This is a genomic window from Rhodococcus tukisamuensis NBRC 100609, from assembly GCF_001894985.1.
Lineage (GTDB): Bacteria > Actinomycetota > Actinomycetes > Mycobacteriales > Mycobacteriaceae > Rhodococcus_G > Rhodococcus_G tukisamuensis.
The window spans coordinates 112,990-128,039 of the sequence record NZ_BCXG01000002.1 but is presented as its reverse complement, the minus strand read 5'-3'; the positions used below and the strand labels follow the sequence as shown (position 1 = coordinate 128,039).

17 protein-coding genes are annotated in these 15,050 nt (G+C 70.1%); 10 read left to right on the top strand and 7 right to left on the bottom strand.

Annotation, left to right across the window (positions count from 1 at the left end):
- Positions 1-18: 18 nt before the first annotated feature.
- Positions 19-582, bottom strand: coding sequence for a DUF732 domain-containing protein (locus RT2_RS25245; protein ID WP_072842968.1), 564 nt, complete (start codon positions 580-582; stop codon positions 19-21).
- A gap of 193 nt (positions 583-775) precedes the next feature.
- Between RT2_RS25245 and RT2_RS02625 the strand changes: the two genes are divergently transcribed.
- From RT2_RS02625 to RT2_RS02615, 3 genes are all read left to right on the top strand, one after another.
- Entirely contained in the window at positions 776-1,651 is an 876-nt protein-coding gene (locus RT2_RS02625; RefSeq protein WP_072842967.1) for a hypothetical protein, read from the top strand.
- Between the two features lie 44 nt (positions 1,652-1,695).
- Complete coding sequence (locus tag RT2_RS02620) at positions 1,696-2,259, top strand: phosphatase PAP2 family protein (RefSeq protein ID WP_072842966.1); 564 nt, start codon at positions 1,696-1,698, stop codon at positions 2,257-2,259.
- Positions 2,260-2,338: 79 nt separating this feature from the next.
- A complete protein-coding gene (locus RT2_RS02615; protein ID WP_307718204.1) occupies positions 2,339-4,297 on the top strand; it encodes a YhgE/Pip domain-containing protein in 1,959 nt (652 codons plus the stop codon).
- Positions 4,298-4,325: 28 nt separating this feature from the next.
- On the opposite strand, the gene RT2_RS02610 is transcribed toward RT2_RS02615, so the two are convergent.
- Positions 4,326-4,574 (bottom strand): DUF2530 domain-containing protein, encoded by a 249-nt coding sequence (locus RT2_RS02610; RefSeq protein WP_072842965.1) that lies wholly within the window; start codon positions 4,572-4,574, stop codon positions 4,326-4,328.
- A 79-nt stretch (positions 4,575-4,653) separates the two neighbouring features.
- Here RT2_RS02610 and RT2_RS02605 point away from each other — a divergent pair, with 79 nt between their 5' ends.
- Genes RT2_RS02605 through RT2_RS02590 form a run of 4 tightly spaced genes read left to right on the top strand, consistent with a single transcriptional unit; the run spans position 4,654 to position 7,682 of the window.
- Positions 4,654-6,108 carry an NCS2 family permease gene (locus tag RT2_RS02605; protein WP_072842964.1) on the top strand — a complete coding sequence of 485 codons (1,455 nt, stop codon included), beginning with the start codon at positions 4,654-4,656 and terminating at the stop codon, positions 6,106-6,108.
- 32 nt (positions 6,109-6,140) lie between these two features.
- Positions 6,141-6,572, top strand: coding sequence for a MarR family winged helix-turn-helix transcriptional regulator (locus RT2_RS02600; RefSeq protein WP_072842963.1), 432 nt, complete (start codon positions 6,141-6,143; stop codon positions 6,570-6,572).
- A gap of 31 nt (positions 6,573-6,603) precedes the next feature.
- Positions 6,604-7,410, top strand: coding sequence for a TrmH family RNA methyltransferase (locus RT2_RS02595; protein WP_072843226.1), 807 nt, complete (start codon positions 6,604-6,606; stop codon positions 7,408-7,410).
- Entirely contained in the window at positions 7,407-7,682 is a 276-nt protein-coding gene (locus RT2_RS02590) for a DUF2537 domain-containing protein (RefSeq protein WP_083577027.1), read from the top strand. Before RT2_RS02595 ends, RT2_RS02590 begins: the two co-directional genes overlap by 4 nt.
- Here the strand turns inward: RT2_RS02590 and RT2_RS02585 are convergent.
- The 3 genes from RT2_RS02585 to sepH all read right to left on the bottom strand — a co-directional run bounded on the left by RT2_RS02585 (position 7,662) and on the right by sepH (position 10,561).
- On the bottom strand, positions 7,662-8,408 hold the full coding sequence (locus RT2_RS02585; protein WP_072842962.1) for a DUF6928 family protein: 747 nt from the start codon (positions 8,406-8,408) through the stop codon (positions 7,662-7,664). The two genes, RT2_RS02590 and RT2_RS02585, sit on opposite strands and share 21 nt — an antisense overlap.
- Before the next feature lie 98 nt (positions 8,409-8,506).
- Complete coding sequence (locus tag RT2_RS02580; protein ID WP_072842961.1) at positions 8,507-9,571, bottom strand: polyhydroxyalkanoate synthase family protein; 1,065 nt, start codon at positions 9,569-9,571, stop codon at positions 8,507-8,509.
- Between the two features lie 96 nt (positions 9,572-9,667).
- Complete coding sequence (sepH, locus tag RT2_RS02575; protein WP_174556656.1) at positions 9,668-10,561, bottom strand: septation protein SepH; 894 nt, start codon at positions 10,559-10,561, stop codon at positions 9,668-9,670.
- A 220-nt stretch (positions 10,562-10,781) separates the two neighbouring features.
- Between sepH and RT2_RS02570 the strand changes: the two genes are divergently transcribed.
- The 3 genes from RT2_RS02570 to RT2_RS02560 all read left to right on the top strand — a co-directional run bounded on the left by RT2_RS02570 (position 10,782) and on the right by RT2_RS02560 (position 12,435).
- Positions 10,782-11,303 carry a nucleoside deaminase gene (locus tag RT2_RS02570; RefSeq protein WP_072842959.1) on the top strand — a complete coding sequence of 174 codons (522 nt, stop codon included), beginning with the start codon at positions 10,782-10,784 and terminating at the stop codon, positions 11,301-11,303.
- A 12-nt stretch (positions 11,304-11,315) separates the two neighbouring features.
- Positions 11,316-11,705, top strand: a complete 390-nt coding sequence (locus RT2_RS02565) for a RidA family protein (protein WP_072842958.1) — start codon at positions 11,316-11,318, stop codon at positions 11,703-11,705.
- Between the two features lie 202 nt (positions 11,706-11,907).
- On the top strand, positions 11,908-12,435 hold the full coding sequence (locus RT2_RS02560) for a hypothetical protein (RefSeq protein WP_139191122.1): 528 nt from the start codon (positions 11,908-11,910) through the stop codon (positions 12,433-12,435).
- A 63-nt stretch (positions 12,436-12,498) separates the two neighbouring features.
- Here the strand turns inward: RT2_RS02560 and serC are convergent, their stop codons facing one another.
- On the bottom strand, positions 12,499-13,623 hold the full coding sequence (gene serC, locus RT2_RS02555; RefSeq protein WP_072842956.1) for a phosphoserine transaminase: 1,125 nt from the start codon (positions 13,621-13,623) through the stop codon (positions 12,499-12,501).
- 133 nt (positions 13,624-13,756) lie between these two features.
- Entirely contained in the window at positions 13,757-14,884 is a 1,128-nt protein-coding gene (locus tag RT2_RS02550; protein WP_072842955.1) for a citrate synthase 2, read from the bottom strand.
- Between the last annotated feature and the right edge of the window lie 166 nt (positions 14,885-15,050).

Below are 15,050 nucleotides of genomic sequence, written 5' to 3'. Positions count from 1 at the left end.
GCTGCCGACCAGGTCGGATCAGCAGTAGTGCTGCTCCGCGGTGACGACGTACGCCTCGGCGACCTGCCCTGGGGAGAGCGGGGTGAACTTCGAGTACGCCTGGCCGACGGCGTCGAACTCGCGCAGCAGCTCGGCGCGGGAGGTGCCCTCGGCGCGCGCCCGGCACAGCCCCTGGGCGTAGAGGATCTCCTGCGCGTCCATGCCTGCCGGCGGGATCCCGGCGCCGCGCAGGGCGCGGAGGTAGCGCTGCCCCTTGTCGCCGGACTCGGCGACCACCTGCTCCGGTGACCGGGCGTCGACTGGATCCGATACGGCCGCAACGGGTTCCGGTGTGGCTGGCTCGGAGGCCTGGATCCCCGCCGGCGGCATCGGGGGAGACTCGGCGCTGGTCGGAACGGGCGCGGCGACCGGCGTCGGCTCGACCGCTGGCGCCTCCGTTGCCGAGCCGACCTGACTGCTGGTGCTGGGCGCCACTGCGCTGCTGCCGCCGTCACCGTTGCCGGTCGACTCCCCGCCGCACGCCGTGAGGGCGCAGCACGCAACCACGGCTGCGGACACGGAGATCGTTCGCCAAAGCGTCATGGCGCGAAGTGTGGCACAGCTCCCGCGGGCCCCGGGGGGACCGTTGCCTATTCAAACTAGTTTTCTCGAATGTCCGTTTCGATGGCTGTATCCATGATATTTATTCACAGTTATCACCCAATGTGATGCGGGCACAAGCACTCTGATCGGCTCGGCCGTTCCTGGGGCCGGGTCGGACCATTCAGGAGGACCCATGGCCAACCGAACCACCAGTCGTCGACATCGTTGGTCCCGACGCGCGGTTGTCGGCCTCGCGCTGGGCGCGACCGCGGTGATGACCGCGCCGACCGCGGCGGCCACGACGCTCGACAACATCCCCGGCGCCGAGCACTGCGACACCGAGGGCGACCCGCAGGGCGCCTGCGTCGGCGTCGCCATCAACGGTGGGACCTTTGACAACAACGGCTTCCAGTTGCCCGTCAAGGCGGGCGACATGGTGCTCAGCGTCGGCTTCCCGGCCGACGGCTCCGGCTTCACGAGCACCGACACCGAGAACTTCGGCGTCTACGCCAAGCCCATGACGGTGCCGGGCGGCGTGCTGGGCGTGGACCTGCCGTTCGACAACCTCTTCGGCCTCGCCGCGGTGACCGCGGAGGTCCAGGCGGTCGAGGTGCCGGTCATGCACGACGAGATCTTCGACTTCAACATCGACATGCCGGTCCGGATGAAGCTCGACAACGCATTCCTCGGAGACAACTGCTACCTCGGATCCGCCGAGAGCCCGGTGGTGTTCGAGCTCCGTGGCGTGCGAGGCGGGGACCTCGACCCTGTGTACGGCGTGGTCGGCGGGCCGGACTACCCGGAGGGCACCCTGCAGGTCACCAACGTGCACACGGCGGCGAAGGACTTCGCGCTGCCCGGCGCCACCGGGTGCGGGCCGTTCGGTGCGCTCAACCCGATCGTGAACTGGCGTGCCAAGACGCCGGCGACCACGGGCACCTCGCTGGCGGTGCAGGCGACCGCCTACATGTACGCGCCGGGCGACCTCGTCGCGACGCCGTCGCCGGAGGAGCCGGGCGGCTCTGGCAGTGCCGGCAGTTCGGGGAGTTCGGGCAGCTCGGGCAGCTGACGCCCGGTTCGGTCGGTGTTCGTGGCGGCGACGATGATCGTGACATGAACATCGACCGGAACGTGCTCGACTGGATGCTGGAGGTTCGGACGCCCTGGCTCACCGACGTCGTCACGGTGATCACCAATCTCGGCGGCACCGCCGCCTCCTGGGCCATCGCCGCCGCGATCACAATCGCGCTGGTGGTGCGCAGGCACCGGGTCGAGGCGGTCATGGTGGCCGGCGCGATGTTCACCGGGCTGTTCGTGATGTCCGGGCTCAAGCTGGTGTTCCGGCGGGACAGGCCGCCGTTCCCGGAGCGGCTGGTCGACGAGGCGACGCATTCGTTCCCGTCCGGGCACGCGATGATGTCCGCGATCCTGGTCTGTGTGGTCGCCGCGGTGATCGTGCGGCTGGCCGCGCCCCGGTGGCGCGCGCCGTGGGTGTTCGCGCTGCTCGCGTGCTGGACACTGCTGATCGGGCTCTCACGCGTGTATCTGGGCGCCCACTGGCTCACCGACGTCCTCGCCGGCTGGCTCTTCGGGGCGGCCTGGGCGGCGTTGTGGATCTGGGGCGTTGTCTGGTTCGAGCGAAAACGGCAACAGGTGGGCCAGACTTCTCTATCCTGACCAACTTGGACGCGTGTCCAGCAGGATTGAGGGAAAGGGCCCCCACATGGAGCCAGGATCCACAGCCGTCGAGTCTGGTGTGTCGCCACGTCGGACGCATCTGATCCGGACGGCCCTGGCCGTATTGGTCATCGCGCCGTTGGCGCTGATGGGCTTCTACATGTGGGCGCTGTGGGATCCGGGCGACACCGTTTCCCAGATGCCGGTCGCCATCGTGAACAGCGACGCGGGAGCGGACCTGGACGGCACCCGCCTGGACGCGGGCACCGAGGTGGCGACGGCGCTGCTCGACGGCGGCGACGTGAACTGGCAGGAGGTCACCCTCGACGAGGCCAAGGCGGGTGTCGAGGACGGCCGCTACTACTTCTCCGTGGTGATCCCGGAGGACTTCAGCAAGAACATCGCCAGCGCGGCCAGCGGTAACGGCAGCAAGGCGACGCTCGACGTGGTCTACAACGACCACAACAGCCTGGTGGCCGGCCCGGTCGGGGAGAGCGTCATGGCGCAGGTGCGCTCGGCGGTCTCGGAGAGTATCGGCGAGCAGTCCGTCGACCAGGTTCTCGTCGGACTCGGCGACGTGGGCAAGGGTCTCGACGAGGCGGCCGCCGGTGCGCGTCAGCTCTCGGACGGCACGGGCGAGGCCCTGGACGGCGTCACCCAGCTCTCCGACGGCAGCGTCGAGCTCTCCGCGGGCCTGCACGAGGCCTACGCGGGCAGCGGCGAGCTGGCCTCCGGCACCGGCCAGTTGGCCGCCGGCGCAGACGAGGCCAAGGCGGGGTCCGGCGAACTCGCCGCCGGCCTGTCTCAGCTGCAGGACGGTACCGACCAGCTCGGCGCCGGGGCGACGCAGATCAGCGAGGTCATCGACACGGTGGTCACGCCGCTGCTCGAGGCCGCGGTCGCCGCGGGGCTGCCCACCGGCGCGGAGGACATCGCCGGTCAGCTGCAGCAGCTGCGCGACGGCGCCCGGCAGCTGGCCCACGAGCTGTCCGACCCGACCGCCGAGTACCGCGGCGGCATCGCCTCGGCGGCCTCCGGCGCGGCGGAACTGAACTCGGGCCTCGGTGAACTGGCGGCGGGCGCGCACGAGCTCGACGCCGGCGCCAACGAACTCAACACCGGTCTCGGCCAGCTCGACGCGGGCGGTACCGAGCTCAGCGCCGGTCTCGGTCAGCTCAAGGACGGCGTCGGCCAGCTCGACGCCGGCAGCAACGAACTGGCGACCGGTCTGGCAGACGGCGCCAAGCAGGTCCCGCACTTCACGGAGGCGGAGCGGGAGTCCACGGCCGGCCTGCTCTCGTCGCCGGTGGCGGTCAGCGAGCGCAACCTGAACGTGGCGGCGGGCTTCGGTCCCGGCGCCGTGCCCGTGGTGATGTCGGTGCTGCTGTTCCTCTGCGGGATCCTGACGTGGTTCGTGCTGCGGCCGCGAGGCGGTCGACGGGACGACGAGGACCCGGACGAGGGCGTGGTGCGGGGCGGACTGCGCCGGTACCGCGCGCCCGCCGCGATCACCCTCGTCGCGGCCCTGGTGCTCTCGGTGGTCACGTTGACGGTCGCGAAGGCGGACCCGCCGAGCGTGCTGGCGATGGTCGCCGTGATGATCCTGATCGGTGCGGCCGGGGTGGCGCTGGGCCGGGTGTTCACCGTGGTGTTCGGGGCGGTCAACGGCACGTTCATCGCGCTGGGCGCCCTGATGATCCAGATCTTCGCGTTCGGCGGCGTGTACCCGATCGAGCAGATGCCCGCCCCGATCCGCCTGCTGCACGACCTGATGCCGCTGACCTACGCACGCAACGCCCTGCGGATGGTCCTGGTCGGGTACGACGGCCCGCGGTTCTGGCTGGCGATCGCGGTACTGGCCGGAATCGTGGTCGTCTCCGTCGCGGTGACCATCTGGTGGCGCCGCCGTCAGCGGGCGGCCGAGGTCACCCCTGCCGACGAGAACCACGGCGACGAGAATCCCGACGACGTCTACATCGGTGACACGGACGGGCGGGACGGCGACACCGAGGTGCTGCACCCGGTCCCGGTGCGCTGATCGGGACCGGCCGGACCGGGAACTACACCTAGCCCAGGCCGCGCTGCGCGACTTTGCTGCCGCGCCGCGCGGCCGCGCGCTGGGCCAGGAACAACGTGAAACCGAGCACACCGACGGCGAGGCCCGCGTAGCAGATCGGCAGGGCCTCGCGCCACGGTTCGCCGGCGAGTAACACTGTCGCAGTTGCGACGAACCACGCGAGGACGCCGATCGCGACCACCGGCCGGGGGTCGGTGAGCCGGGTCGGGACGAGCGGATCGTTGCGTTTGGCGGTCACCGAAATAACGCTACCTGCCTGGTGGTGCCTTAACCTCCCAGGTGCGACGCGCATCTTCGGCGATTTAGACAGGGACGACATGGCTGGGACCTCGAGGCTCCTCGACAACTACTTCAAGATCACGGAACGCGGTTCCACGGTCAGCAACGAGGTCCGTGGCGGCCTCGTCACCTTCGTGGCAATGGCCTACATCGTGGTCCTCAATCCGCTGATCCTCGGCAGCTTCTCCGCCGACGACGCGGCAGCCAAGACGGACGTGCTCGGGAACATCCTGCCGATCTCGCAGGTCGCGGCGGTCACCGCCCTGGTGGCCGGCGTGATGAGCATCGCGTTCGGCATCATCGCGAACTATCCGTTCGGCATCGCGGCGGGCCTGGGCATCAACGCCCTGCTGGCCGTGACGATCGCCCCCCAGGTCACCTGGCCGGAGGCCATGGGCCTGGTGGTGATCGACGGCATCATCATTGTGGTGCTGGCGATCTCGGGCTTCCGGACCGCCGTGTTCAACGCGGTGCCCGACGAGCTCAAGTCCGCGATCGTCGCGGGCATCGGCATGTTCATCGCGTTCATCGGCTTCGTCGACGCCGGCTTCGTGCGCCGGATCCCCGACGAGGCGGGCACCTCGGTTCCGGTGGGCCTGGGCATCGGCGGCTCCATCTCCTCGTGGCCGACGGTCATCTTCGCCTTCGGTGTGCTGCTGATGGGAATCCTGGTGGCGCGCAAGGTTCGTGGCGGCCTGCTCATCGGCATCGTGGTCACCACGGTGCTGGCCGCGATCATCGAGGCGATCTGGCATGTCGGCCCCTCCAAGGGCGTGAACCCCAGCGGATGGAACCTCAGCGTGCCCGCCATGCCCGACGTGCTCGCGCAGCTTCCGGACCTCAGCCTGGTCGGCGACGTCAACCTGTTCGGCGCCTTCACCCGGATCGGTGTCCTGGCCGCCAGCCTCCTGGTGTTCACCCTGGTGCTGGCCAACTTCTTCGACGCCATGGGCACGATGACCGGCCTCGGCAAGGAGGCCGGGCTCGCCGACGAGCACGGCAACCTGCCGGGTATCGGCAAGGCCTTCGTCGTGGAGGGCGCGGGCGCGATCGTGGGCGGCGGCGCGTCCGCGTCGTCCAACACGGTGTTCGTGGAGTCGGCGTCGGGGATCGCCGAGGGCGCCCGCACCGGCCTGGCCAACGTGGTCACCGGACTGCTGTTCCTCGCCGCGATGTTCCTGACCCCGCTGTACGAGGTGGTGCCGATCGAGGCCGCCGCGCCCGCGCTGGTGGTGGTCGGCGCGATGATGATCGGTCAGGTCCGCGACATCGACTTCAGCAAGTTCCAGGTGGCCCTGCCGGCGTTCCTCACGATCGTCGTGATGCCCTTCACGTACTCGATCGCGAACGGCATCGGTGTCGGCTTCATCGCGTGGGTCGTGATCGGCGCTTCGAGCGGTCGGGCCAAGCAGATTCACCCGTTGTTGTGGATGGTTGCGGCCCTGTTCGTGGCCTATTTTGCGGTGGGCCCCATCACTGAGGCAATTACCTGAACCTGTGTCACAAGGTGCCGTATCCTCCGAAGGTGACCATGGATACTCGGGCCCTCGCCGGTGACTTGTCCCTGGCGGTCGTACGACTCGCCCGCCATCTGCGCGGTCGGCGCTCTGACTCCCAGGTTTCGTTGACTCAGCTCTCCGCGATGTCGAGCCTGTACGAGCACGGCCCGATGACACCCGGTGGACTGGCGGCGCGGGAACGGGTGCAGCCGCCGTCGATGACGCGGGTGATCGCCTCGCTTGCCGACGCCGGACTGGTCGTGCGGGCGCCGCACCCGACCGACGGCCGCCAGATCATCGTCTCGCTCACCGACGCGGGCCGCGCGCTGCTCGCCGACGAGACCAGCGCCCGGGAGAAGTGGATGACGGATCGACTGGCGGCGCTGGACCCGGAACAGCGGGACCTGCTCCGGCGGTCCGTCGACATCATCGGCGGCATGGTCAACACCACGGAGTAGCGCTCGGCCGGCGTGCGGCAAGATGGTCCGAGTGGTTCACGTTATCGACATCGACGACCCGGCCGATCCCAGGCTGGACGACTTCCGCGACCTCAACTCCTCGGACCGGCGTCCGGACCTGCCGGAGGGCAAGGGCCTGGTGATCGCCGAGGGGGTCCTCGTCGCGCAGCGGTTGCTCTCGTCGCGCTTCCCCCCGATCAGTCTGCTGGGGGTGGACCGGCGACTCGACGAGCTGTCCGCGGACCTCGAGCGTGTGGACGTGCCCTTCTACCGGACCTCGGCAGAGGTGATGGCGGAGGTGGTCGGCTTCCACCTCAACCGCGGCGTGCTCGCCGCCGCGCATCGTCCGCCCGAACTCGACCTCGACGAGGTGCTGGCCGGTGCCCGCACCGTCGCGGTTCTCGAGGGCGTCAACGACCACGAGAACATCGGGTCGATGTTCCGCAACGCCGCCGGCCTCGGCGTGGACGCGGTGCTGTTCGGGGATCGCTGCGCAGACCCGCTGTACCGGCGCTCGGTGCGGGTGTCGATGGGCCACGTGCTGCGGGTGCCGTTTGCCCGGGTCCCGGAATGGCCGAGGGGCCTTCAGAGGCTGCGGGACAAGGGTTTTCAGATCATTTCACTTACCCCGAATCCGGCGGCCGTGACGCTGGCGGAGGCCATGACCGGCGAGCGGGTGGCGCTGCTGCTCGGCGCCGAGGGGCCGGGCCTGTCCGAGTACGCGATGCGCAACACCGACGTCCGGGCCCGCATCCCGATGGCGCCCGGAACCGATTCGCTGAACGTGGCGACGGCGGCCGCGATGGCGTTCTACGAACGGGTGAGGACCCAGGGGTGACCGACCCCGTGGGATCCGGGACGCCGTGGGGGACGGGCCTGGTGGTCGCGGGCTTCGCGGCCCTGGTCGCCGTGGTCGCGGTGATCGCGTGCGGCGCGGCGATGATCGAGGTGCACCCGCTGCTGGCAGTGGTGGTCAACCTGGTGGTCGCCGCGGGGGTGGCGCCGACTCTGTGGCAGTGGCGCGCCACACCGGTGTGGCGTTGGCTGGTGTACGGCACGGTGGCCGGCGTGGCGGCCGGCTGGTTGGCGTTAGCGCTCGGCGCCCGCTGAGTCGCGGCGGCCGAACCAGCGCCGCAGTCCTCGGGACAGTGGCCCGGGCCCGGCGGCGCGGGTGCTGGCCAGCACTACGGGCGGTTCCTCGCCGTCCCGGTAGACGGCGAACCCGCACAGCCCGACGGTGGCCGGATCGAGTTCGCCGTCGCGGACCGGCGGGGTGTACCGGTAGCCGAGCCACTCCGCGTTGGCCGCCTCTGCGAACTCGCTGGGGTGGAACGGGAGTGACTGCGGGTCGGGGAACACCCCCGGTGGGAACGGCAGCGGGTGCTCGCCCGCCCAGAACGGCCGCTCCCAGAGCAGCGGCAGGCCGAGGTTCTCGTGGATCTCGACCGGGGTGGCGCTGAACGAGCGCCGCAGCTCCCCGCGTTCCCAGTAGGCGAACGAGCCCCACGCGGCGCCGGGGTCGGTGCACACCAGGTAGGTCTGCTCGGAAGCCAGTGGCCGAGTCCAGGATTCGTCGATCGTGGAAGGTTTGCGGAGGTTGAGGTTGGTGCCGCACACCACGGTCAGGCCGGGATAGCTGCCCACGTACACCTCGCCCGGTGCCACGCCGGTCGAGTCGGCCAGCGTGCCGGATCCGAGCGGGAAGACGTTCATCTCGGGAAACAGCTCGCCGACCAGGGCGCGGGCCGCCTCCGCGTCGGGCTCCGGGTTCTCGCGTAGCACGTTTGCCGGGTCTGGGGCGTCGACATACCAGATGGTTGATGCTTTCGCCCCCACGTCAGGTACCTGCCTCTCAGTCCCTTTCCTAGCAGGGTACGACCTCGGTGCGGATAAGCGCGGTGGCGCACCGGGGCGCGCAGCATCTTCCCGGCCGGTCAGCCGACGAGAGCCGGTTCCGCGAGAAAATCGTCGAGGTATGCCCAGGTGGTGGCGGCTGCGTCGGGTCCTGCGATCAGCCCGAGGTGACTTCCGGTGGTGGTCTCGAAGCGGACGCTCGGCGCGCCGGTCGCCGCGGTGGTGATCGCCCGTGCCGAGGCGGCCGGTGCGATGACGTCGGTGGTGCTGCCGACCGCGAGCACCGGGACGGACACCCCCGACAGCCCGACGGCGCGCCCACCGATCCGCAATTCCCCTGTGGCCAAGGCATTTCCGAGGATCAGCTGCGAACAGACCTGATGGAAGAACCGGGCAGGGTAGCCGGGCATGGCGGACATGAACCGGTCGACGGTCTGCATCCGGGCCATGGCCTCGGTGTCGTGCAGGTTCCGCGCGATGAACCAGGGCCTGAGCAGTTCCCGGCGCGGGGCGGTCACCCGGTAGCTGGCCTGCACCACGGCGGCGGGCAGTCCGCCGAGGGCCCAGGTGGCAGCGGTCAGCGGACGTTCGGTGGTGATCCGCCCGACCGCGCGCAGCGGCGCGATGGCGGGGATCGACGTGTAGTCGACGGGGGTGCCGACGGCGGTCACGGACCGGATCGGAAGGTCGGGGTGGGCGGCCGCCGTCAGCAGGGAGAGGGTGCCGCCGAGGCTCCATCCGACGACGTCGACGTCGGCGCCGTCGTGCTCCTCCGACACCCGGCGGATCGCGCCCGGGACGATGTCGTCGACCCAGGCCTCGAAGCCCAGGCCACGGTCGGCGGCCGTCATGGCGCCGTAGTCCACCAGGTACGGGGTGTGTCCGCGGCCGAGCAGGTGCGCGGCAAGCGACTGTCCGGGGCGGAGGTCGTAGCAGTTGGCGGGCACGGCGAGCGGCGGCACCAGCAGTACGGGCCGAGTGTCGGGGGCCGGCGACGGGCCGTACCGGTGCAGGTCGCGGTGGTGGCCGGCGTGCAGCTGCTCCGACGGCGTGGGCTCGGCGGCCTGGACGCCGTCGCCGAAGGTCAGCCCCCAGGCGTTGCGGGTGACGGTGTTCAGCCGCGGACGCCAGTCGAGATCCAGCACGCTCGTTCTCCCTGCAGTTCGGTGCTCCGGACGACAGCCACGAAAGTAACTGTTACGGGAGGTTACCGTAAGAAGCGGGGTGTGGACCCGGGCCTGTCAGCCGCGGCCGCTGCTCCTGATTCCGAGCAGTACGTCGTCCCAGGACGGCAGCGCCGGTCGGCCCTTCTTGTCCCGTCCGCTCTGGTGCTGCGGCGCCACCTTGGGCAGCGGTTCCGGCGCCGAGGTCTCGGCGGCGGGTGAGCTCGGTTCGTCGCCGAGGGGCTGGTCGTCGGTCGGTTCGGCCGTGGGGCCGAGGTCGGCGCCGGCTTCGGCCTCGTCGAAGTCGTCCGGGTCGTCGAATGCGTCGAACGAGTCGAACTCGTCGTCGCGGGCGATCTCGGTCACCGGCGCCAGTCCGCGCAGCGGCCGCCCGAAGTCGGGGTCGAGCAGGTCGGTCGCGGCCGCGTCCAGGGCGACGACCGTGCCGCCGTGCGCGTCGTACTGGAAGTGCCAGTGCGCGGCATTGGTGGTGCGTCCGGCCTGCCACTGCAGCTGGGCGACCCAGTGTCCGTCCTCGCCTCGCCAGGCGTCCCAGTCCGCGTCCTCGAGGTTGTGGCCGCGGGCCCGGAAGGCCAGCGAGACGATTTCCTCGAGCGTCTGCAGGGCCGGGCCGTTCTCGCGGACGGGGTGACCGCCCTGTGCCTTCTGGGCGGCCAGTGCACGTTCGAGGAGGACGGGGTGAGCGAAGCGCTCGACCTTCTTCATGGAGACGCCGGCCTCGGCGGCCACCTGCTCGATGGTCGCGCCAGCGCGGATCCGGGCCTGGATGTCCTTGGGGCGCAGCTGGCTCTCGGTCTCGATCTCTATCTGTCCGAACCGCGCGATGTCGCCGCGCGCGGCCGCACGCAGCTTGTCGTCGGCGGGGAGGCGGAAGCGTTCGCCGCTCTCGGTGTCGGCGCACACGACATGCGTGCCCCCGGGCTCGAGTCCGATCACTCGAAGCTCTCGCACCATGACCTCCTCATCGCACCACTCGCGATACTCCGCGGAGGGACTGTAACCGACCCGTGATCGGTGGGACGGGATGACACGCCACATCCGGCTGTGGTCTTTGATTTGCGGCGCGCTACTCTCTCTGGTTCCCAACTCGCACCCGGTCCGCGAGAATGGATCCGACGGGCATTTCGGGCGAGGCGACAGTGGTCGAGGCGAACTGAGGAGGATCGTCGAGATGTCGGATCGAGGCAGCATTGACAGGGTCGACCGGGCACACCTGAGGCGGGCGATCGAGCTGGCGGTCGAGACGGGCGATGCCGGGAACCGCCCCTTCGGCGCGGTGGTCGTGGGAGCGGACGGCACGGTCGTGGCCGAGGGCGCCAATTCCGTGACCACGTCGGGTGACGTCACCGAGCACGCCGAACTCGACGCCGTCACCACCGCATGCGGCGAGGGCAATGCCGGCCAACTCGTCGGGGCCACGGTCTACGCGAGCGGAGAGCCCTGTCCGATGTGTGCGGCGGCCATGGTGTGGGCGGGGGTGCGCCGGGTGGTGTTCGGTGCCGCGGCCGCACAGTTCGGCGGAATCCTCAGCGGCGGACCGCGGTTCACGCTGGGCTGCGCGGAGGTGATCGCGTCGGCGAACCAGGGGACGGTGGTCAGCGGGCCGCATCTCGGGGACGAGGCGCTCGCGCCCTTCCATCGGTTCGTGGCGGAGAACCAGACGTTGCCTGCGGAGGCGGTGGGGGAGCCCTGACAGAATCTCCCCATGTCGAATCGAAACAACATCTCGTCCGGCTCCGACTGGGAGTCGAAGATCGGTTACTCGCGGGCCGTCCGCATCGGCCAGCAGGTGTCGGTGTCCGGAACCACCGCGTCGGGCCCCGACGGCCCGGTCGGCGGCGACAGCCTCGCCGAGCAGACCCGTGAGGCCGTCAGCCGGGTCGTCGCGGCCCTCGCGGAGGCGGGCGCGAAGCCCGAGGACGTGATCCGCACCCGGATCTACCTCACCGACATGAGCCGGTGGGAGGAGGCCGGGCTCGCGCACGGTGAGGTCTTCGGCGACATCCGTCCCGCGACGACGATCCTCGAGGTCAGCGCGCTCATCGACCCCGCGCTGCTGGTCGAGATCGAGGCCGACGCCCTGATCGTCGAGTAGCACCGCCTCGGCAGCGAGTCAGCCCCCGGCATCACGTGCCGGGGGCTGACCTGTCTGAGTCGCCCCGCGTTGTGCCGGCCATCACATGAGTTGACTTCGAGTGTGGAATCTCATTAACTTTAGCCTGCCCTAACGTAGGGCAGGCTAAACATATGTGCGGTTCGTCCTCCGGGATCGGACGCAGACCGAAGGGACAACTCTCGTGGCTACCTCCATGAAGCGGCACCTGGCCGCCGTCGGCGCCGTTGCCGGCCTCTCCGTGCTCGGCCTCGTCGCCAACCCGGCCATCGGCTCCGCCGCCGTCACCAGCGCCGCGACCGTCACCGCCGACGAGGGCAAGGGCACCATCTCCATCGCGATGACCGGCCTGAACACCACCAAGGCGTTCGTCAAGTGCGAGGGCACCGTCTACCAGCCCGACGCCACCGTCCTCGACAAGACCACGAAGGTCGGCGAGAGCTTCCTCATCGAGGGCGAGAAGATGGTTGCCGGCCAGATCCTGGTCGACGCGTCGGGCACCGGCACCTCGGCGACCTTCGAGGACGGCGAGTACCAGGTCCGCACCAAGTGCAAGGAAGACGGCGACACCGACTACCAGGACCCGATCCCCGTGTCCAAGGTCACCGTGACCGGCGGTAAGGGCACGGCCCCCGCCGGCGGCTCCGCAGAAGACCCGCTGGGCGCTATCGCGGGCCTGATCAACGGCGTGCTGAGCACCTTCGGCAGCTGACACCCGGCCGAGACGAGAGCAGCCCCCGACCTCGAGGTCGGGGGCTGCTCTCGTGTGCAGTGGTCAGAGCTGGCCGACAACCCAGTCGATGCTCTTGGTCAGCTGCGTGATGTCCTCGGGGTCGATGGCCGGGAACATGCCGACGCGCAGCTGGTTGCGGCCCAGCTTGCGGTACGGCTCGGTGTCGACGATCCCGTTGGCGCGCAGGATCTTTGCGACCTCGGCGGCGTCCACCTTGTCGTCGAAGTCGATGGTGCCGACCACCTGCGACCGGTGCGCCGGATCCGCGACGAACGGTGTCGCGTACTCGCTGGCCTCGGCCCAGTTGTACAGGCGCGAGGAGGAGTCGGCGGTGCGCTTGGTGGTCCAGTCCAGGCCGCCGTTGCCGTTCATCCACTCGATCTGGTCGGCGAACATCAGCAGGGTGGCCAGGGCCGGGGTGTTGTAGGTCTGGTCCTTGGAGCTGTTGTCCACCGCGATGGGCAGCGACAGGAACTCGGGGGTCCAGCGGCCGGACGCCTTGATCTCGGCGACGCGCTCGAGCGCGGCCGGGCTCATCAGCGCCACCCAGAGGCCGCCGTCGGCCGCGAAGCACTTCTGCGGCGCGAAGTAGTAGACGTCCGCGTCGGCCATGTTCACGGGCAGGCCGCCGGCGCCGGAGGTGGCGTCGATGGCGATGAGGGCGTTCTCCGAACCCGCGGGGCGGGAGACGGGGATCGCGACACCGGTCGAGGTCTCGTTGTGGGCCCAGCCGATGAGGTCGACGGACGGATCGGAGACCGGCACCGGCGCGCTGCCCGGCTCGGACGAGACGACGATCGGGTCGCCGATGAACGGGTTGCCCTTCGCCACCGAGGCGAACTTGGAGCTGAACTCGCCGTTGGTCAGGTGCAGCGACTTCTCGCGGATCAGGCCGAATGCGGCCGCGTCCCAGAACGCGGTGGTGCCGCCGTTGCCGAGGACGACCTCGTAGCCCTCGGGCAGCGAGAACAGGTCGGCCAGGCCGGACCGGACGCGGGCCACGACGTTCTTGACCGGCTTCTGGCGGTGGCTGGTGCCGAACACCGACGCCCCGACGTCCACCAGCGACTGGAGCTGTTCGGGGCGGACCTTCGAGGGCCCGCAACCGAAACGGCCGTCAACGGGCTTGAGGTCGGCGGGGATGATCGGTGTAGTTGCGTCAGCCATTGGTCAATGTGTCCTAAGCGTTGATGGGCCCTGTGTACGGGTAGTTTAGACGCCCACGTGGAACGGCCGGGCGGCTCGGTGTGAGCTCGCCCGGCCGTTCGCTGTGGTGCGGTGTAGCAGCGGAGCCTGTGAACTAGACCTTGCCGACCAGGTCCCAGCCGGCGACGGTGTCCGGGGTGCGGGGCTCGGGGCCGGTGTAGATGGCGGCCGGGCGGACCAGCTTGCCCAGGCGCTTCTGCTCCATGATGTGCGCACACCAGCCGGCGGTACGGCCGCAGGTGAACATCGCGGGCATCATGTGCGCGGGCACCTCGGCGAAGTCCAGGATGACCGCGGCCCAGAACTCGACGTTGGTCTCGATGGCGCGGTCCGGGCGACGCTCGCGCAGCTCGGCGAGCGCGGCCTGCTCCAGCGCGGCGGCCGCCTCGAAGCGCGGCGCGGCCAGGCGCTTGGCGGTGGCGCGGAGCACGCGGGCCCGGGGGTCCTCCGCGCGGTACACGCGGTGCCCGAAGCCCATCAGCTTCTCCTTGCGGTCGAGGATGCCCTTGACCAGCGCGCGGGCGTCGCCCGTCCGCTCGGTCTCCTCGATCATCGGCAGCACGCGGGCCGGGGCGCCGCCGTGCAGCGGGCCGGACATCGCGCCGATGGCGCCGGACAGCGAGGCCGCGACGTCGGCGCCGGTGGAGGCGATGACGCGGGCGGTGAAGGTGGACGCGTTCATGCCGTGCTCGGCGGCGGACACCCAGTAGGCGTCGATGGCCTCGGTGTGCCGCGGGTCCGGGTCACCCTTCCAGCGGGTCATGAAACGTGCAGTGACGGTGGAGCACTCGTCGATGACCTTCTGCGGCACGGCGGGCTGGTAGATGCCGCGGGCCGACTGGGCGACGTAGGACAGCGCCATGACGGAGGCGCGGGCCAGCTGGTCGCGGGCCGTCTCGTCGTCGATGTCGAGCAGCGGCTGGTAGCCCCAGATCGGTGCCAGCATGGCCAGGCCGGCCTGTACGTCGACGCGGACGTCGCCGGTGTGGATCGGGAGCGGGAACGGCTCGGCGGGCGGCAGGCCCTGGCCGAACTGGCCGTCCACGAGCAGGGCCCACACATCGCCGAAGGTGACACCGCGACCGACCAGGTCCTCGATGTCGACGCCGCGGTAGCGGAGCGCGCCACCGTCCTTGTCAGGCTCGGCAATGTCGGTGGTGAAGGCGACGACGCCCTCGAGTCCACTCACAAAATCCTCGGGTACTACCGCGCTCGCTGCCATGCTCGTGGACTCTCCTCATCTTCAGTGCCGCCGGTCCGGGCTGCACCACTGACTTAAGCTTCGACCGTCTTGCGGGCGCATGCATGGTTCACAGGCACGAGCCGCCGCGCAAACTGCTGACCCTGCCGGGTGCGAATCGCGGGTGCGAATCCCCATTCGGCGGGTC